Annotated in this window: 12 protein-coding genes, 1 tRNA gene and 1 pseudogene; 7 read left to right on the top strand and 7 right to left on the bottom strand. The window is 33.2% G+C overall.

The features are described 5' to 3' along the window. Nucleotides 1-22 precede the first annotated feature (22 nt). Nucleotides 23-931, top strand: a complete 909-nt coding sequence (flgL, locus tag AXG55_RS10735; protein WP_148698120.1) for a flagellar hook-associated protein FlgL — start codon at nt 23-25, stop codon at nt 929-931. Between the two features lie 79 nt (nt 932-1010). After that, entirely contained in the window at nt 1011-1619 is a 609-nt protein-coding gene (locus AXG55_RS10730) for an NADPH-dependent FMN reductase (protein WP_148698119.1), read from the top strand. A 13-nt stretch (nt 1620-1632) separates the two neighbouring features. Here the strand turns inward: AXG55_RS10730 and AXG55_RS10725 are convergent, their stop codons facing one another. From AXG55_RS10725 to icmF, 4 genes are all read right to left on the bottom strand, one after another. Next, a complete protein-coding gene (locus tag AXG55_RS10725; protein ID WP_148698118.1) occupies nt 1633-2595 on the bottom strand; it encodes a sucrase ferredoxin in 963 nt (320 codons plus the stop codon). A gap of 27 nt (nt 2596-2622) precedes the next feature. Further along, nucleotides 2623-3972 (bottom strand): class-III pyridoxal-phosphate-dependent aminotransferase, encoded by a 1350-nt coding sequence (locus tag AXG55_RS10720; RefSeq protein WP_233231160.1) that lies wholly within the window; start codon nt 3970-3972, stop codon nt 2623-2625. Further along, on the bottom strand, nt 3950-5290 hold the full coding sequence (locus AXG55_RS10715; RefSeq protein WP_148698116.1) for a P-loop NTPase fold protein: 1341 nt from the start codon (nt 5288-5290) through the stop codon (nt 3950-3952). The genes AXG55_RS10720 and AXG55_RS10715 overlap by 23 nt, the downstream gene beginning before the upstream one ends. A gap of 107 nt (nt 5291-5397) precedes the next feature. Continuing rightward, nucleotides 5398-8676: a fused isobutyryl-CoA mutase/GTPase IcmF gene (gene icmF, locus AXG55_RS10710; protein ID WP_148698115.1), complete on the bottom strand. Its 3279-nt coding sequence runs from the start codon at nt 8674-8676 to the stop codon at nt 5398-5400. A 108-nt stretch (nt 8677-8784) separates the two neighbouring features. On the opposite strand from icmF, the gene AXG55_RS10705 reads away from it, so the two are divergent. The 4 genes from AXG55_RS10705 (at nt 8785) to AXG55_RS10690 (ending at nt 12864) form a co-directional block, all read left to right on the top strand. Beyond that, nucleotides 8785-10326 carry a UDP-N-acetylmuramoyl-tripeptide--D-alanyl-D-alanine ligase gene (locus AXG55_RS10705; protein WP_148698114.1) on the top strand — a complete coding sequence of 514 codons (1542 nt, stop codon included), beginning with the start codon at nt 8785-8787 and terminating at the stop codon, nt 10324-10326. A gap of 52 nt (nt 10327-10378) precedes the next feature. Continuing rightward, nucleotides 10379-10663 (top strand): hypothetical protein, encoded by a 285-nt coding sequence (locus AXG55_RS10700; RefSeq protein ID WP_148698113.1) that lies wholly within the window; start codon nt 10379-10381, stop codon nt 10661-10663. Nucleotides 10664-10896: 233 nt separating this feature from the next. Next, nucleotides 10897-12708, top strand: coding sequence for a peptidoglycan D,D-transpeptidase FtsI family protein (locus AXG55_RS10695; protein ID WP_148698112.1), 1812 nt, complete (start codon nt 10897-10899; stop codon nt 12706-12708). 81 nt (nt 12709-12789) lie between these two features. Then, nucleotides 12790-12864, top strand: a tRNA-Arg gene (locus AXG55_RS10690). Between the two features lie 217 nt (nt 12865-13081). Here the strand turns inward: AXG55_RS10690 and AXG55_RS15190 are convergent. Both AXG55_RS15190 and AXG55_RS15185 read right to left on the bottom strand, forming a co-directional pair. After that, entirely contained in the window at nt 13082-13291 is a 210-nt protein-coding gene (locus AXG55_RS15190) for a Fic family protein (RefSeq protein ID WP_148698111.1), read from the bottom strand. Beyond that, nucleotides 13285-13557: a hypothetical protein gene (locus tag AXG55_RS15185; protein ID WP_419248046.1), complete on the bottom strand. Its 273-nt coding sequence runs from the start codon at nt 13555-13557 to the stop codon at nt 13285-13287. Before AXG55_RS15185 ends, AXG55_RS15190 begins: the two co-directional genes overlap by 7 nt. A gap of 761 nt (nt 13558-14318) precedes the next feature. Here AXG55_RS15185 and AXG55_RS14990 point away from each other — a divergent pair. Further along, a pseudogene (locus AXG55_RS14990) lies at nt 14319-15206 on the top strand (Rpn family recombination-promoting nuclease/putative transposase). A 193-nt stretch (nt 15207-15399) separates the two neighbouring features. On the opposite strand, the gene AXG55_RS10660 reads toward AXG55_RS14990, so the two are convergent. After that, complete coding sequence (locus AXG55_RS10660; RefSeq protein WP_148698108.1) at nt 15400-20220, bottom strand: RHS repeat-associated core domain-containing protein; 4821 nt, start codon at nt 20218-20220, stop codon at nt 15400-15402. Nucleotides 20221-20262 lie beyond the last annotated feature (42 nt).

The following is a 20262-nucleotide window of genomic DNA, read 5'->3' as shown; positions in this document are numbered from 1 at the left end:
TATTTATTGTTGAGGTGATACTATGGCACTACAACCTAGAATTTCTGAACAATATAGATACGGCACAACGTTGGATCGTATTGGAAATGTGAAAAGCATAGCAGATGATGTGAATGATACTGCTATTTCTGCAAGAAAACTAAAAAGAATTAGTGACGATCCTGTTGCAACGATTCGTGTGTTACGTAACAGAACACGCATTACAAACTTAGATCAATATAGAAAATCCCTCGATTTTGGAAGAGGATATTTAGCAAAAACAGAAGATGCCTTGACTTCAATATATGATTCCTTAATTCGCGCAAAAGAACTTTCAATTCAACAATCTAATAATATTTATGATGAACCTGCGCAAAAAGCAGTAGCTGAAGAAATTAGACAAATATTAAATCATGTGATTATTTTAGGTAACACGACGTATGGTGACAAATATGTATTTGGTGGATTTCAAACAACTCAACCTCCTGTTTCTCCCGATGGGCATTATTTAGGTGATGATGGATTTATCTTTGTTCAAGTAGATGAGGATAGTTTTAGGCCTATTAATGTGAATGGAAGAAGTGTTTTCGATGTGCCTGGTGGATTAGAAGGAAAGCGTCCTCCTTTAGTTAAAATTCTAGAAAATATGTATGACTCGTTATATACATGGGATAGGGATAAGTTGCATCAATCCATGGTAGATATGGATGCTGCCATGAATTCTGTTGTTACGGCAACTGCTTCTTTAGGTGCTCGTCGTAATGCCTTAGAGGATGTTTCGGAACGTCTTGATCGCGGAGAAGCGCAACTCCATAATGATAATAATAATTTGGAAGGTGCTGATATGGTAAAATCAGCTATCGATTTGCGCAGAGCAGAATCGGCACTTAATTTTACATTACAGGCAAGTTCTAAAATGCTCACGCCCTCATTGCTTGAATTTCTAAAATAATATTATATTATTCATCACTGTTATAACATACTTTTTATGTATAACTTTTTTAAATTCAAACCCATTACTGAGAGAAAAAATGAAAATTTCAATTATATCTGGAAGTCATAGAAAAAATTCTCAATCTGAAAAAATATCACGCTATTTGATGAATGAATTAACAAAAAAACTAGCTGTTACAACTCACTTAGTAACATTAAATGAAAATCCTATTCCGTTAATGGATGAAGAGTTTTTTAATCTCGAAAGCCAAAAATGGAATAAGGTATGGAATCCTATTGCTACGGAATTGCAATCTGCAGATGGCATTATTGTTGTTACTCCGGAATGGCATGGTATGGTTCCTGCAGGATTAAAAAATTTGTTACTTTTAACCTCGGCGAAAGAAGTTGGTCACAAACCAGGTCTTATCGTTTCTGTTTCAGCTGGTGGGAGTGGTGCCTATCCCATTAATGAATTAAGAACCAGCGGTTATAAAAATTCAAGAATTTGTTATATTCCAGAGCATCTTATTATTAGAGATTGCACTCATGTTTTGAATAATGATGCACCTGAAAGTCCTGCAGATGAAGCAATTAGACAAAGAATTACTTATACCTTAAATATTTTAATTGAATATGCGAAGGCATTAAAAAGCGTTCGAGAAAGTGGAAAAATCGATTATAAAACTTTTCCCAACGGCATGTGATTTATATTATAAATTAAATTTCGGAGACAATATATTGTCTCACTGATTTTTTATCGATGCTACCACAGCTTGCTATGTTTTCTGCTACTTTTTCAAATTGAATATGAATTTTTGATTTTAGTATATTTTCTGATTTTTTCATTTTGTAATAAAAATTTACTTCTACTTCTTCATTCTTATTTATATTTATTATCTCATATTTTTTTTCAGTTGCTTCTAGCCACTGCCAGGAGTGTTTTTTAAATAACTCATTTTCGGCAAGCAAAGCATATTTATTCAAAATTCCGCTCATACCACGGTAATTATTTTTAATTTGAAATTTAGAATCTGAACGATTTAAATAGTCATCAATGTCATTGATATTAAATAAACCATACCAGCGCATGGCAGGGGCTTCATAAAATGTAGGCGCATAGCGATGGCCACCAATATGTGATGACTTCCACACGCGAAATGAGCTATTTTTATATTGTCCCACTTTTTTATGAAAATTATTGTGCAACTCTATCCCATATTTTCCACAGCAATGATCTCTTTCTCCATGCACGCAGATAAATAATTCCTTTGTGTTTTGACTGTCTATTATATTTTCTTTTTTAAAGTTATTAATATTGGATTTTAAATATTCCAAAATTTGCGGGATAATGCTCTTCAAGTTTTCATTTGAAAAGAGTAATTCTATTTTATGAAAATCTTCAAACTCATTTCCATTATTTTTAAAGATAAAAATGCGAGTGTGATTATGAATAGACAATTCATTTTTTGCAAAATAATTTAAACCCACTTCTAATTTTAATCTTCCTATTTCAGGAAGCAAAGATTGCAATTCTTCAGGATAATATTCTGATTTCATAGGAATAGAAGCCCAGGGTTCTTTCAATTCAATTGCAATTTGGGCATGTAATTTAGCAACAGAACAAATTATATTTTCACCACTTGATTTTGTTTGCAGGGAGCATGGGGTTTCAGTTGACATTGTTTTTCCTCATTTAAAATAATATTTTTACTTAAAATTTTCCAACATCCGAGGAAGAGCATTTAGTATTTTTTTGTAATGAGAGGCCGTTGCTATGAGTGGCGGTGTGAGTGAAAGAACATCTGCTCGTGGACCTTCGGGTAGCACAATAAAACCATTTTCTAATAAATTTTCCATTAAAGGAACACAAAATGCTTCCTCTTGATTATAAAACCAAATACCGCGCATAAAACCTTTGCCGCGGATTTGGAAAGGAAATTTTTCGGATAATTTATTTGAGTTCATAACTTCGGTAAATTTTATAAATTCACGATCAATTTTATTTAATTCCGCTTGAAATGTAGGTAAATGATTTTCAATTGATTTTATGGTTTCGGTGGCAACGTAACAGGCGAGGGGATTTCCCAAAAATGTTTGCGTTTGTCTTGCTTCACCTTTTGATTTTTCCCAAACATCCATAATATTTCCAATGCACGCGCTAATGGGCAAGCCACCTCCCATGGCTTTTCCTACGCAGAGAAGATCGGGAATTACATTATAATGTTCATAGGCAAACATTTTTCCAGTCCGGCCAAATCCGGTATAAATTTCATCAAAAATAATTAATGTCCCATATTTTTTGCATAAAAACTGACATTGTTTTAAAAAATCTGCCGAAAATCCTCTTTTTCCGCCACGTCCCTGAATGGGTTCTAAAATAAGAGCAGCATATTCTTTTTTCTTTAATTCTTTTTCAAGAATTTCTAAAACTTTTTCGGGTTGCTGCAATTGGTGTTTATTTAATAGAAGTTCGTGAGATAAGTTTTCTGTAGTAGAAGAAATTTCTCCTTTAAAATAAGGAAACGGAAGACAATAACTTTTCCCTTCAATCCAGGATTCAAATCCTTTAGTAAAATCTTCCCTGTGATTTAATGTCAGTGGTGCAAATTGCAATCCGTGGTAGCCCCCTGCGAAACTTAAGAATTTATTTCTTTTTGTCGCGAGCATTGCTGTTTTAATTGCGGATTCAATGGCATCTCCACCACTTTGACCTAATAAAGATTTTGCGTTTTCATAGGGAGAAATTTTTGCAAGAAGTTCTAATAATTGAATTTTGGGAGTGGAGGGATGCACATCACCCATACCATGAATGAGTTTTGCCGCTTGTTTGCGAAGGGCTTGTAGTGTTACTTTAGGTCGATGGCCTAAAGCAAGAACTCCAAAACAGGCTGTAAAATCGAGATAACGATGGTTATCAATATCATGTACCCACATTCCTGTTCCACGTTTCATGACAATGGGAAAGCGCTCACCAAAATAAGTTGTGTCGGGACATTCGACTTTTTCAAGGCGGGAGAGAAGTTTATCTGTAAGTTTACGGGATTTCTTTTTTATCATTGTTATCAGTCCAAATTTGAGTCGTGTCATCAAAAAATTTTAACATTTTTTCTTCACTGTGAAGAAAAATTATTTCTAATAATTCTTGGTTTTCCTTGTTTTTTATTTCTGAATTGGGTTGTTCTTTTAAATTATTTAATTTAACTAAATAAGAATCCAATGTATTTAAAAATTGGTTGATTGAGTTATAAAATTTTAAAATATCTTTTGGAATATCATTTTGTGTCTGCTTAATTAAATATATTTTATGATCATGAATAATTTTTGCTTTATCAATAAATCTATTCATTAAAGAGCGGATTAAAAGGCAATCAAAAAAAATACCACCAGTATTTTCATAACCTTTATGACGTATTTGATATTCTTCAAATTTTATTTTGAAATGATCGGCAATATTAATAAGCTCTCTTGGTGTAAAAATGACATTCCAAATGGGTGATTGAAAAGGAGATGAAAGATTAAAATTTGAAAAAATTTGCGATAAATAAAAATTCATTATTTCTTCATTTCTTTCCCATGCAATAGGAAGAAAAATAATTTTACCTTCAAGTTTTTCACAAAATTCAATAAGTTCAAGTTTGCTCTTTCCTTTTACTCTATCATCTTCAGAATAACCTAGAAGCACAATATACGTTGTATTATAATTCCATAAATTTGCAAGCAGAGCCCACCTATCTTCATCCTTTAAGGAACTGCGATCGAGATCGTCTAAAATATACACCTTATGTTTAAAATTTCTTAAATCGCGCATATCTAATACCTTGCGGGTTAAAATAGCAAGGTGAAAGCCACTTGTAATCAAAATATCTACCAAACTGCTGATGAATTTATAAAAGGAATAAGTGATATTCATTCTATTTGTAAGTAGCATAAGACTTAATACAATAAATAGAGGTGCAAAAAAGTTTGATTCATAGAAACCAAAGCGATAAATAACCGTATAAATAACAAATAAAAATAAGCCGGTTTTAAATATGCCAAGGAGATGAACATAAGCGGCATTTAATGATTTTATACCAAAAAAGCTTTTTTTAATAAAATGAAGCCCTCCCTCTTGTATTTCATGAGAGTACTTTTCTATTAAGTATGTTTTTCCTGATCCCCAAGGGCCAATAAGAAATATTAAATTTTCATTTTTATGAATATAAATATCAATTTGATGTTTAATGCTTTCATAGTTTAAACTCTTATGTTCATCAATCCCATCATGAGCTTCTAATTTTTCTTTTGTTTTTCTTAAAAGAGGAGGATCGTGCGAGATAAGTCTTTTAAAATTGCTCCAACATTCTTTAAGAGAAGTATTATCGTGTTGATGCATAAATCCTCTTTAAATATAAAAATACAAATTGAATAAATATTCTCTAATTTATTTTAAATGAATTTTTAAGAAAAGAAAGATTCGTCAATAAGATGAGAGGTTTAATTTTACATTGCTCTCCGGTATTGCCCACCTACGGCATACAATGCCGTGGTAATTTCTCCCAAGGAAGCATAACGCGTAGTGTAAAGCAATTCTTCAAAGATATTTCCATTGGAAAGAACAGTTTCTTGAAGTCTTTTTAATGCCTTTTGCACGTTTTCTTGGTATGTTGATTTAAACTCCTCTAACCGAGTTAATTGTTCATTTTTTTCTTCGTAAGAGGCTCGAGAAAGCTGTATTTCATGTGGAACTGTGTTTTCGTCTTCATTTGGATTTAAATAAGTATTCACGCCAATTAATGGTAATTTGCCCGTATGCTTTAGAGTTTCATAATAGAGACTTTCTTCCTGAATTTTTCCTCTCTGATATTGTGTCTCCATTGCTCCTAATACACCTCCTCTACTTGATATTCTATCAAATTCTTGTAGTACGGCTTCTTCAACAGCATTGGTCAGAGATTCAATAAAGTAACTGCCTTGCATGGGATTTTCATTTTTCAGCATTCCAAATTCGCGAGCAAGTATAAGTTGAATGGCCATACTTCGTCTCACGCTTTCTTCTGTGGGTGTTGTCACAGCCTCATCATATGCATTTGTGTGTAACGAATTGCAGTTGTCGGATAGGGCAAGTAAAGCTTGTAATGTTGTTCTAATGTCATTAAAATTCATTTCTTGAGCATGTAAGGAACGACCACTTGTTTGAATATGGTACTTTAGCTTTTGCGATCGTTCGTTTGCTTTGTATTTATCGCGCAAGGCAATAGCCCAAATACGCCTTGCCACGCGACCTATTACGGAATATTCGGGATCCATTCCATTGCTAAAGAAAAATGCTAAGTTCGCGGCAAAGTCATCAATATCCATACCGCGACTTAAATAATATTCTACATAAGTAAATCCATTGGCTAGAGTAAAGGCCAGTTGCGTAATGGGATTGGCTCCTGCCTCTGCAATGTGATAACCAGAAATACTGACAGAATAATAATTTTTAACTTTATTTTTTACAAAATATTCCTGAATATCTCCCATCATTTTAAGAGCAAAATCTATGGAAAAAATACAGGTGTTTTGAGCTTGATCTTCCTTTAGAATATCAGCTTGAACCGTTCCTCTCACCGTTTCTAATGTGTATTTTTTTATGTTCTCAAATTCTTGGGGAGTGACTTTTCTTCCTTTAGATTTTTCTTCTTTTTCAATTTGTTGATCAATGGCCGTATTGAAAAAGAAAGCTAAAATAATGGGGGCAGGTCCATTTATTGTCATGCTGACGCTGGTATTGGGGTCACATAAATCAAAACCGCTATATAATATTTTCATGTCATTCAAGCTTGCAATGCTCACCCCGCTTTCACCTATTTTTCCGTAAATATCCGGTCTTTTAGCAGGTTCATCACCATATAGAGTAACACTGTCGAAAGCGGTAGAAAGTCTTTTTGCAGGGTCATTTTTTGTTAAAAAGTGAAAACGATTGTTTGTGCGGGCGGGTCCACCTTCCCCTGCAAATTGACGCTTAGGATCTTCATCAGAGCGTTTAAAAGGAAAAACGCCTGCTGTAAAAGGAAAATTTCCAGGTAGATTTTCATAGCGTAAAAATTTAATAATATCTCCGTAATTTTCAGATTGCGGCAAATATAATTTTTTTATTTTTAATCCACATAAAGAAACAGAGTAAGTAACAACTTCGTATTTTTTACCTCTGACTTCATATTTAAATGCGTCACTTTCATAATTTTCTTTAATACTTTGCCATGATTTTAATTCATTTGCTACAGATGTAGGAATCATTTCCCATTGTGCATTTATTTCTTTTTCAAATTTTTCATTTAACAAGGAGTCATTAAGAAGTTTTTTTGTTTTTTCAAGTGCAAAAATATGGGTTGAATTTAGAGTTAACTCTTCAGTCTGTTTATGATAATCTTTTATCGTTTGTGCTATCTCACTTAAATAATTAGTTCTATTTTGTGCAATAATAGGAGCTACATTACTCGATTTTTTCGATGTTTTAATTTGTATTCTTGGCTGCCATGAAATACTCGGGCATTTTTCTTCTAGTAATTTTAGTAACTCTCTATAAATACCGTTGACACCATCATCATTAAACTTAGATGCTATGGTTCCAAATACAGGATAATTTTCTTCAGAAAGAGATCGATTTCCGGAATAGCGACTTCTTCTAATCGTTGTTTTAACGTCGCGAAAGGCATCTTCCGAGCCGCGTCTGTCAAATTTATTAATTGCGATAAGATCTGCAAAGTCAAGCATATCTATTTTTTCAAGCTGTGTCGCAGCACCAAATTCACTTGTCATCACATAAAGTGACAAGTCGGAAACATCTAAAATTCCTGTGTCACCTTGTCCAATTCCACTTGTTTCAACAATAATGAAATCAAATCCTGCTTCCCGCGCTAAACAAAGGGCTTCAAGTGTTACAGATGATAATTCACTTTTACTTCCACGAGTAGCAAAACTATGCATAAAAACATTTTCTTGATTTATGGCATTCATACGAATGCGATCGCCTAGTAAGGCTCCCCCTGTTTTTCTTTTCGAGGGATCGACACTAAAAATACAAATTTTTCTTTCAGGGTATTCAAATGTAAATCTTCGAATAATTTCATCAGTTAAACTACTTTTACCAGCACCTCCTGTGCCTGTCACTCCTAAAACAAGTGGAGGATTATTTATTTTCTTATTCTCTTTTATTTTTTTTCCAGATTCGACTTGTTTTTGAACTTCGGAAGGGAGTCGTTTAATATCATTTTCAATAATTGTAAGTGCACGTGCAAAACGGAGATGATCATTTGCCAATATTTTTCGGTTTTCAAGTCCTTCAGGCCACCTGTCTAAAGGAAAATCAGACTTTGCAAGCATGTCGCTGATCATGCCTTCAAGCCCCATTTTTAAACCATCTTCAGGAGAATAAATACGTGTTATACCTGATTTATGAAGTTCCTCAATCTCTTTGGCAATAATAACACCGCCACCACCGCCAAATATTTTAATATCGGGTCTTCCTCCTTTATCAAGCATTTCTCGCATGTATTTAAAATATTCAACATGACCTCCCTGATATGAACTTACAGATACAGCATGCACATCTTCCTGAATGGCTGCTTGAACCACTTCCCCTACACTTCTATTGTGGCCAAGATGTATGACCTCTGCTCCTGCTTGTTGCAAAAGTCTTCGAATAATATTTATGCTGGCATCGTGGCCATCAAATAACGCAGTGGCGGTGACAAATCGAACTTTGTTTTTTAGTTTGTATTGAAAACTTGTTTCCATTGCTTTTATTCCTCTATAGTAATGAGATATGCGATAACTCGCTTTAGAGCATATCGAACGGTACCATAAATTGATTAAAATTTTAATGAATATGGAGTAAGCAAAAAGATGTGGCCTCTAACGGGAAAAGAAATTTATCAAACAATTACAAAAACTATAAATACGAAAAATTCATTTGATGATATTATTTTTGAAGGAATATTTACAGATAGTAGAAAAATAAAATCAAAGCAATTTTTTATTGCCATCGAAGGTGAACGTTTTGATGGGCATGCTTTTTTAGCAGAATGTTTTTCAAAAGGTGTGCAACTGGCATTGGTAAACAAGAATTCAAAGTATCTTTCTAATTTGTCTCAAAAAGAGCGTAATAAATGTATTGAAGTTGATAACGTTCTTGAAAAATTTAGAGAGTTTGCCAAGTTTATGCGTCAACGCTTTCCGTTTCCTGTTATTGGTGTCGCTGGTAGTAATGGTAAAACGACAACAAAAGAAATGCTTGCTAGTTTATTAAGCGGTGGTTCTTTTAAGGTAACTAAAACTGAAAAAAGCGAAAATGGTTTTTTAGGTATGGCGGTTACTTTATGCCAGGAAGCGCATCATAAAAATTCTCCACCACATGCCCTTGTTCTTGAAATTGGTATCGATGATATTGGAGCTATGACTCAGCATGTTTCTTTAGGTTTACCTGACATTTCAATTATTACTGCACTCGGACCCGAGCATTTAGAGCATTTAATTAACTGGGAAACTGCGGTCAAAGAAGAACTTATTTTATTTCAAAATCCCAATACGAAACGGGTGTGGCAGTTATCCGATGCAAAAATATTTGAAGCATTTCAAAATTATTTAAAGGATGATAATTTAAATAGAAAAAAATTGGCTGATTTAAAAAATGATTACATTGTTATTGAAAAAAATAAATTAAAAGAAATAAATCATGATTTAAAAAATAATGTAAATGCAATTGTGTATTGGGATGTTATTCAAACATCGAGTGTTGAAAGTCAATTAAATTTTTCAGTAGATTCGAAATTTAATAATTCAAGTACCACTGAGGAAATTATTTTTAAAGTACCTCTTCCTGGTATTCACAATGCAGCAAATTTTGCATTAGCTTTTTCTACTGCTTTCATGCTAAAGAGAACAGCTCAGCAAATTGAAATAGGTTGGAAAACATTTGTGCCGCCGCCTATGCGATCGCGTATTTCAAATTTAAAAAATGGAATTGTGCTTTTTGATGATTGTTATAATTCAAGTCCTATGAGTTTAGAAGCCGCACTTCATGCAATAGATAGTAAGGAATGGCAAGAAAAAGCAAAATTAATTGTTTTGGGTGATATGCTCGATTTGGGTGCCGAGTCAAAATACTGGCATGAAAAAATATTTTACTCGCTAAAAAATTTACAGAATACCTACTTGTGCCTTTACGGATCTGCCATGTATGATTGTTATAAGTTACTTAAAGAAACAGAAAATGTGCTGTTGGCGCAAAATAAGTTGAGGCTTTTCTGGCGAACAGCTGATGAGGAGCCTACTCTGTTTCTAAGTGATATTAATGTTAAATTGTCAGATTTTGTCATATTGGTAAAGGGCAGCCGAGGTATGAAACTTGATAGACTGGTCAAGTCTATTGAAGAAAATTTTTGTTGAATTTTCAACAACTCGGTAAGTTTTGAATTTTGAATTTCGGGAGGTGTATACTATGCGACCTGAAGTACTTCAAAATGAACTATTTAAAATTCTTGAGAATTCTTTTGTCGATAAGTCGTCTGATACCAAAGATGATGTTGTTCTTTCCTTGAGTGAAGAGCAAATGTTCAAGCTTTGGAATATTTTAGGGGAAGAATTGGGGATCGATCTTTCATTAGCGACCGATGATCAAAGAAAACTTTTATTTGATGCTTGTGATAACGGAAAGCATATTGCTGCAAAGGATTTTAGTTCATTATTATGGCTAGTTTATTATAGTGATGCAGCCTATCAATAAATTTTAAATACCTCATTAAAATCTTTTTTTATCGACATAATTGAAAAAAATACACTATTGGGCTAAATATAAAAATTGTTATTAGCTGCTTGATTTTCTAGATTTCAATCGTATTTTAAGTGGCAAATTTTTATACGAAAAATTTTCAAAAATGATTTTTAAATAATTCAGAAATTTTAAAAATCGATATAAATTAAAGCAATTAATAAGTTACATTATTTGAAAGAATATATATGGCTACTTTTTCTCAAAATAAATCAGTATTTCAAAAAATAAAAGATTATTTTAACCCTAAAAACATAAAATTTAACCCAAATTATCAAAAAAGAGCAATTGTCATGAGTGGCATCTTTTTTGTTGCTCTTATCTTAATTTTAGGTCGTTTTGCTTGGCTCAGTGTTTTTTCTACTCCTCTACGATCCAAATTGCTGGCAACGGGAAGTCGGCAATTTGAAACCAGCGTTACTTTGTCTAATCCACGCGCCACCATTACCGATCGCAATGGAAAAGTGTTAGCAGTAAGTGTGCCAAGTACAAGTTTATTTCTATTAACGCGAAAAATGCCAAAAGATAAAGAAACACTCGAAATTGTTGCAAAACAAATTAAAGTACCACTGCAAGATTTATTATCTTATCGTAACGATAAAAAAAACTTTATCTGGCTCAAAAGGCAAATGACACAAAGTGAATTTAATCAATTAGGCTCTTTAAAAAAGTGGAAATTATTTCTTGATACAGTTGATGAACCTAAACGTATTTATCCTGAAAAAGATATCGCATCGCATTTGATCGGATTTGTTGGTTCCGATGGGCAAGGATTAGAGGGCGTTGAAAAGGTTTATAACAATAGACTTACCGTGAAATCGACTAAAGCTGATGTCACCCGCGATGCTCGTGGCCGTTACGTTATGGTGTCGCCCAATGGTGCATCAAAGCCATCTTTATCTGTACCAAACTTGAAATTATCTGTTGATATTTCCATTCAACATTTTACGCAAAACGCCTTACGCGACGGCGCTATCCGCTCCAAAGCAAAAGGGGGCAGTGCCATTGTGATTGATGTGACCACAGGTGAACTTTTAGCGATTGCAAGTTATCCTACATATGACTTAAATAATCCCCCTAATAATGATCCCGAATCGCGCCGCTTTCGACCTATTATGGACGCCATCGAATTGGGCTCTGTCGCAAAGCCTATGTGGATTGCCAAAGCCCTGGATTTAGGAATCATCTCCCCTCAAACCAAATTCGATGTGTCTGGTGGAAAAATGCCCGTTCCCGGTGGAATCATCCGCGATGATCACCCCATGACCATACTCGATACCCAAGGCGTTCTCAGATACAGCAGTAACTTAGGTATGTACAAAATTTCTCAAAAAGCAGGCCGCGAAAGATTTTATGACTCCCTCATGAAAGTCGGTTTTGGCCGCTCCCCTGGCACTGGGTTCCCAGGTGAATGGAAAGGCCGTATCCATAAACCAGAAACTTGGAGCGAAATGCGCTTTGCCAACATGTCTTTTGGGCAAGGTTTTGCCATATCTCCCTTGCAACTTGCCCATGCTGTTTCCATTCTTACGGGCGGGGGAGTTGATCGCGGTGTGAATTTATTAGCAACAAGCGTTGAAGATGAAAAAAATTTCGTTGGACCACCTCTGCAATTTATTTCAAAAGAAACAAGCAAATTAATATCCACAATGATGGGTAAGGTAACAGAAGAAAGTAACGCAGGCCGTATTCCTGGCGTCTTGGTCGGCGGAAAAACCGGAACAGCACAAATTTGGTCACAAAAAGATAAGGCCTATTCTGAAAGAACCGCTGTTTTTGAAGGAATTATCCCTGCAAATAACCCCAAACTCGCAATTATCGTCGTTCTTGACGAAGTCAAAGTCCGCCCCGCTTACGGAGCCCTCCTCGCTGGTCCCGTGTTCGCCGAAATTGGCAGGAAAACTGTGGACTACCTCAACTCCCAAGGCGTATTCAGTGTAGAACCCTATGCCAACGCTTATCTAGAGAGAAATTCTAGTAAAAATACACACCTCGAATAACTTGACTTTAGTACAACTATGTTGCAAGGCTAATGTGCCACAATCATCTAAGTGTAGTTGGTTTTCACACCTTAATTTTAAGGACCCATAGTGAAGTGGATATCACGTAGGCCTCCGAAGCCTTAAGCGCAAGTTCGATTCTTGCTGGGTCCGCCATAAGGTTCTTATTGTGATGCAAAGGTTTGAGACTCCCCGCAAGGAATCTATGGTGGCATAGTAATGTGTACAATTTATGTGGGTCAGATCATATTTAAATGTTCACTGAAAAGGGTACATGGCGATATTTAATCATAGCGGCATTAAAAGTAAGAGTATTGCTAATTTTTGCGGTGGTGCCACTTTATGAATAATTGAAATTGTAAGTATTATCCCTTTAAATAATCGTAATCCCTTTCTCAGTAATTCTATATTTCTGATTTTTACTCTTAGGTTTTTCTGGATTCGTTAGTTCTATGTATCCTAATTCTAAAAGCTTATAAATAAGCTTTCTTAAGGAACCCGTTCTCCCTGTACGTTCCATCTTTTTAGAAATTTCCGCCCCAGAAAGAGGAGAGTCCTTTAAAAGAGTAAGAATTTTTAGCATATTTTCGGTAAGCTTATGATCATGGCCCCATCATGGCCCCCATCATACTGGTATGGAATCTCATGTTTAGGGGGTTTAGCCTCATTTTTCTTATTAATTTCAATAGCTAATGGATGGATTGGGATTTTTACCATAAAAAAGGAACGATTTTCATCTGTTAAAAATTCTGGAGTAGGAGAGCCATTCTTTAAGGCTTCTTTTTTGATTTTAGGAAGACCTGTTCCCCTTCCCTCAGTAAGAGAAAGTTCTTTTAAAAACTCTCCAATGCGCCGGTTTCGATATCTGCGTGAAATTAACCTTCCTTTGCTTAAATCGGTTAAAGAAACAGAGAAATCAAAGAAGATTATTGATATGGAAATAAAATATAAGAAAGGCTACAAAATTATATATAAAATTACCTATCCAAATAAAAAAATATATATTGGCTCTGATTTCACCGATAATTTTAATTATTTTGGTTCCGTAAATGAGAAGTTTTTAAGAGACGATTTTTCAAGAGATGAAATTCAAAAATTTAAAATAACAAAAGATATTATTTTTGAAGAAATAGATATTGATTACTTTGTTTTGTTAATTAAAGAAAAAGAATTTATTATAAAATATGAGTCGAATAATCCATTAATAGGTTATAATAAAAAACCAAAGTATAAAAATAAATAATAAAAAAATAATTGTACAAAAATTTATTGGAGATTTTGTAATTAAAATTATTATATTTTTTTCTGAGATATTGTATACACTATAATAATATAATCCTCTAGAAAAATTTTCGAATTGCTAAATTATTAATTGCCATATATTGCCTTAGATGAAAAAATCAAATACAAATTTGAATCAAGGTTATTTTTAATAAAAAATCTTAAAAATGTTGATAATATAAAAGTTTAAATCTTACATAATTATAATTTTTCGCCCATTCTTTCGCAGCTGTTCAGTTTCTGGTCACCCCCTTTTTTATTTAAATTTTTATATTATTTGTTTCTTTATGAATATAAATTTCTTATGTTCATAAACAAAGGATTAGGTTTTGAATCAGGAAATAGATTTATTAGATGTTAAAATTGACTATGCTTTTAAACGTATTTTTGGAGAAAATGAAGATATTTTTATTAACTTTACAAATAGTATTTTAAATCAACCACATAATAAAAAAATAAAATCGGTGCAGTTTTTAAATACCGAAGTAAATCAAGAAAGTGCCTTCGACAAAGAAAGCCGCTTCGACGTCTTAGCTCAGCTCAACGATGGCAGCTTTGTAAATATGGAAATGCAAATGTCCTATACTTCAGAATATGAGAAAAGATGCTTATATTATTGGACTAAATTATATGAGTAGCAAATGTTTAAAGGGGATCGGTATAAAAATTTGCAACCTGCTATTTGTATTAATATTCTTAACTATAAATATTTTAAGGAAAAAGAAAATTATATTACCGAACTACGCGTTGTTGACATAGAAACTAAAAATATTTTTACCCAAGATTTTCAAATTTTTCTTATTGAAGTTCCCAAAGCTTTAAAAGAATCGTATACTGAACTTAGCAAATGGATGCGCTTTTTAAAAGGCGCGAGCAGAGAGGAGATTTTTTCTATGGACAACCCTTTTATCTTAAAAGCTCAAGAAAAATTAGAATATCTTAGCCAAGACTTCCAAGCACGTATTCAATATAATTCCAGACAAAAATATTTGCATGATTATATGTCAGATACCGCAAGTAAATTTGAGGAGGGGATGGAAATTGGCATGGAAAAAGGAATTAATATCGGTGTTGAAAAAGGAATTAATATCGGTGTTGAAAAAGGTGAAAATAAAAAAAATATAGAAAATGCTAAAAAACTCTATCAATTTGGGGTTTCTATAGACATTATTAGCAAAACAACCGGCCTCACCCAAGAGGAAATTGAGAATGCATAGTTTTAAAAAAATTATAAATTGATTCAAATGTTAATTTAACAACAACTTTAATCTATCATTAGAAAAAATTAATTTTAAATTTAATTTAATCCATAATCAATATCATTCTTTTATTTTATATACGGGTTAAATTATTAAACTTAGAAGAGGAAAGTCTAAAATATCATTCTTTTATTTACTTCGAGATCTTAATTTATATTGAATTTAAATAGAGATCTTGATTAATAGGCGAGCGTATATTTCCTGCTTGTTGATATAATTCATCCAAAAATTTATAATTTCTATCAATGATATCGGAGAAACTATTTGTAGCTTTCATGTGGCTTTCAGAAATTCCAGAAATATTCATGCTAGACATTTGTGTTGCTTCAGGCGAGAGAGAGCTTGAGTTTGAAGTGCTAGAGCCGTTATTGGAAAAAATTTCCATGCCCATTGTTGTGTATTTATAAACACTATAGTTTGCGGAGGAAACGGTGCTTAATAAGGGGCCATAGCGCATAATGGTTTCAATATGGGGTACGCTCATTTTTACGGAATTGAAAACAGTTTTTGCATAAGACATTGAAAATGAAAAAGGCATTTTTCCAGATCGGAATAAGTCGACGTCTCTTAGGGCTTGCAAGTCATATGATTTTTTATAACCCAAAGCTGTTTGTGTATTTCCTTTAATAGACGAACCGAAAGATAAGACGGATGAAGCAATTCCAAATGAAAATTGGGCGATGGTTAAATTTTGAATATGCTGAGAGCGATCCCAGCCATTTTTTTCATCCACCATTTTTACGCCTTCGGCAGCAACACTGAGGGTTGAAGCAACAACTCCGAGTCCCGATCCGATTGCTCCTGCAACAGCAAGTAGTGAAAGGGAAGCACCACCTGTAGGAATGGCGGCAGCGATAGCGACGCCAAAAAAGACGAGGCTAATGGCAAGTCCTAAAACTTTTGTAAACATATCCCAAAAGAGTCCAGATGAATCTTGACGATTAATTGGGTCACCATTGCAGTAGGAATAGGAGTTTAAACCGCCTTCTCCAAAAGGACTGAGAGGATCTGGAGAGACAAAGACCATGAGTTCTGGGCTATAGGCGCGTTGTCCATTTCCGAGATGATATAGTTGAGAAATAGGGTCTAAACGGGTTCCATTAAAAGCAATATTATGTCGCTTAATAAGAGGTAAAGAAGAATCATTTGTATTGTTAGGAGACTCACCATAAGGAGTATACATTCTTGTGTTACCTTCTTCATGCTGAGTTGATAATACTTTTCTAACACTTCCTGAGTTGTCTATTAAATTTATTTCTGATTGCTGTTCTCCAGATTGATTAAATTTTCTTCCTAAAATATTATTGCTGCCATTGATATAATTTAATTTAATATTTCCTTGGGTTTCTCCTAGTAATTTATTATTAAAGTAGTGCAAATAAAGAGGATCTTGGTTTGTTGCAATTTGGCATATTTGTCGACCTTCAGCGTCATATTTATATTCACACAGATGAGATCCAGATGATGAAATTGAAATCATTTGCTCTAAGCTATTGAATTGAAATTGACGTCCCTTGTGATCTTTAATAAGATTGCCAGAGGGATCATACTCCAAATTATGTTGACCTATTGGATTTGAAAAAGATACTTGAATTAGTTGTGAAAGATTTTCCGAACTAAATTTACGGGTACAAATATTTTCACTATTGTCTGTAAATTTTGAGACCACACGGATAATATTATCTAAAGAATCAAATGTAAAATCTTGCTGTTTAATTTTTCTTCCTTGAGAATCTTGAGGAAATTCTGCGCCTGAGCACTGATAAGAAATGAGTCTGCGATAGGCATCATAATTATATTTTTCATCACTTATTAAAGTACCATTGGATGCTGTTACTTTTTTTTGAGAAATTTGTCCATTATTATGATATGAAAGAGATATGCTTTGTAATAATATTCCGTCTTTTTTCATAGAACGCAATTTTTCACGGCCAAAATTATCATATTCTAAAGCTGTTTCTACTTGAAATTGTCCATCATTAACGATAACTTTATTCATGCGACTGAATTGATCATAAAAGCAGTTCACATTAACATTGTTGCAATTTATTTTTTCAAGTCTTCCATAGGAATCATAAAATCTATTTTCAGTATCACCTAAAACAGAATGATATTTTAGCAAACGACCTGCAGGAGAATAGGAAAGTTGAGCTTCTAAATTCTTGCCATCGAAATTATATATTTCTTTAATTGGTCTTTGAAGATCATCATATTGAATTGATTTTGTCATACTTGAATTTTGTATTTTTGTTAACTTAGCTGATATGGGATGATATTCATAATTAGAAAATTGATTTTCAACTTCTAAGCGGGCTAAAGAAGATATTTCATTGTGGTATGACAGTTTTTTGCGGAATCCCCTGGGTGAAAGCGTAGCTGAGGGCAAAGTAGAGCCTGCGGGATATTCATATTGAGTTGTTTGCTGACCTCCTTTATTTTCGTTTTGCAAACGGCCAAGTCCATCATAGTTTCTATGTCCCACTAACTTATTATCGATTAAAATGCTTTTTGCTAATGCAGAAGTGGTGTGAGGTGCATATTCATATTTTATAGTACGAGCAGGGGAACTGCTATAGGCGGGCTTTGATATTGTTTGAGTAATTCTATCAAAAATATCGTATGAATATTCTAAAACGTGTCCATCAACATCTTTATCTGTTTTGCATCTTCCTAAACCATCGTAGGTTAAAGATTGAATTTGAATCTTTTCATTGCTAGAGCTTATCTCTGTTTTACTTTCAATTTTTCCATAATTATTAAATTTTGTTAATGTTACATTGCCGCCAAGAATTCCTTCTGTCAATGAATTTTCTAATGGATTTTCTTCTGTAATATTTATTGATCCATCGGAATTTTTAATTTGGCTTAATTTTCCCCAGGAATTATAAATGTATTGAGTTGTTACTTTTAAATCTTTTGAATTTATTTGATCAATAATCATTTCTTCGGTTAATTGATCAAGACGATTATAATGTAATGTTTTAACCATTCTTTCGATATTGTTATTTTGTAATTCACTCATTGAAACGGCTCTTCCTTTGCCATCAAAACGAATGATAACTTTTTTTCCCAAGCTGTCTGTTGAAATTACTTTTGGTAATTCGCCTTGTACTGCAAAATAGTAAGAATAAGTTTTTTTTGCTTCATAAGAAGTGCCCGAAGAAACCGATTCTTGAATTAAACGGCCAAGAAAATCGTATTCATAGCGTATTATTTCTTTTTTATCTGATTTTTGAACGTAAAATAATTTGTTTGTAGTATGAGACATTTGTCTAATAGATTCTGACCAATTACCATCATGAGAAGATACTTTCCTTGTTTCAGTTAAAACATCGCTATTAAATTGATATGAAATTTGAGTGTCTGTAGAACTCTGATTGTAAATCATATTTGATGATTTTAAACGACCATGTAATTTAAGGTCATTTTTTAAATCATTATATAAAAATTCAGTGGTAATACTATTGTTAATAATTTCCTTGTTTCGAACAATAAAGTATCCCTTTGGATCATTTATTAATAATCGAGTATAAAAATGACTTGTCATTTTTGTAGGACCATCATTATTTAATGGGATAATTTTTTCTTGTTTTAAATAACGAACAAATGAATTAAAGGGATCGGGAGGACAATTGTTTCCTTCTCCTGTTAATGGATAATAGGAATATTCGTACTTAATTCCTGAATTTTCTAATTGGGATAATGTATTGCCATAGTCATCTGTCTCAAATTGAGCTATTTCCTCACGAGTTGCGCCAGAGCTTAATAATTTATATTTAGTTATGACTTTTTTAGGTGTTTGCAAATTTGCAGGCTGCTCATGAAAAAGAAGAGAAGGAATTTCATTATAAAAAATTTCCTTAATAGTCTGAGCATGACCTCTCTGAATCATTTCTTCCTTTAATAAATGAAATTTATTATATGTTGTTTTAATTGATTCATAAATTATGGTTTCGCTATTGGGATCAATTGTTTTTTCTTCTGTCCAATAGTCATAATTTCCAACTTTTAAATATAAATTATCTTCATAGGGAAGAGCAGCTCCACTAGAAAAGGGATATCCTAAGAAATTTTGTCCTTGGCTATAGCTGTATACTTTAACAATGCTAGGCTGACCCGCTGCAGGATTATTTTCCCATTTTATGACATAGGGAATAAAATAATTATTATCAAAATTATGGCCATTTTCTTTGTATGAGATAAATTCCTGACCGCCAAGAGGAGTTGTAATTTTTCGTATGGCATTAAATTTATTGCTTTGAAACGTTTGATATTCATAATGATATGCAGGCATGTTTTGTGGTTGTGAAATTGCTGAATCATAGGGAACAGAAACTTGAATGAGTTGTCCATTTTGGTGCGAAAAAGACATGGTATATTTTTTATTATTTTCTATTAGTGTATGGGCTTTTTGAATTAAATTATTTACGTATTCTAAAGTTAAAATATCTTTATTCGTAGTTAAATTCGTGATTTTTGATAATTGGTCATTTGGTGTGTAGTAAAATCGAATTTTTTCTCCATTTTCAAACATGAGTTCAAATAATTTATAGTTTGATGCTGGAGAATTCCTTTGTAAAGTTTCAATTATACCGTCTTTATAAAGGACTTCAATTCTGTCATTTGCAATTTTATTTATTTTAATATCTTTTAATTTCTTATCTTTAAAACGAAAAGAATATCCTTCTGGAGGCATGCTTTCTGTTCGATATATTCCTCCATTAAGCAAACGAATCGTTGAATTGTTTGGCGTGTACTCTGTATTAGAAAGATTCCATCCGAGACCATATCCTGTTTGAATGGTATTGACCATCGAGAAAGTAAGAGAGATATCTCTTGTAGCTTCCATTGAACTCAAAGAACGAATTGTCGCTAGTTTTATAACAGCACTGTATTGTCCCGTGCGTAAATCTACTGAACCGTTTAAGTAAGAACTAAAGTTAAAGGCATTAGAATAAATATTTTGATTCATAATTTAAACTCCAAATCTTATTAAATATTCTTGAGTTTTAAA

The organism is Silvanigrella aquatica, assembly GCF_001907975.1.
Taxonomy (GTDB): domain Bacteria; phylum Bdellovibrionota_B; class Oligoflexia; order Silvanigrellales; family Silvanigrellaceae; genus Silvanigrella; species Silvanigrella aquatica.
The sequence above is the reverse complement of the archived record's forward strand: the minus strand, read 5'-3'. Positions and strand labels throughout refer to the sequence as shown.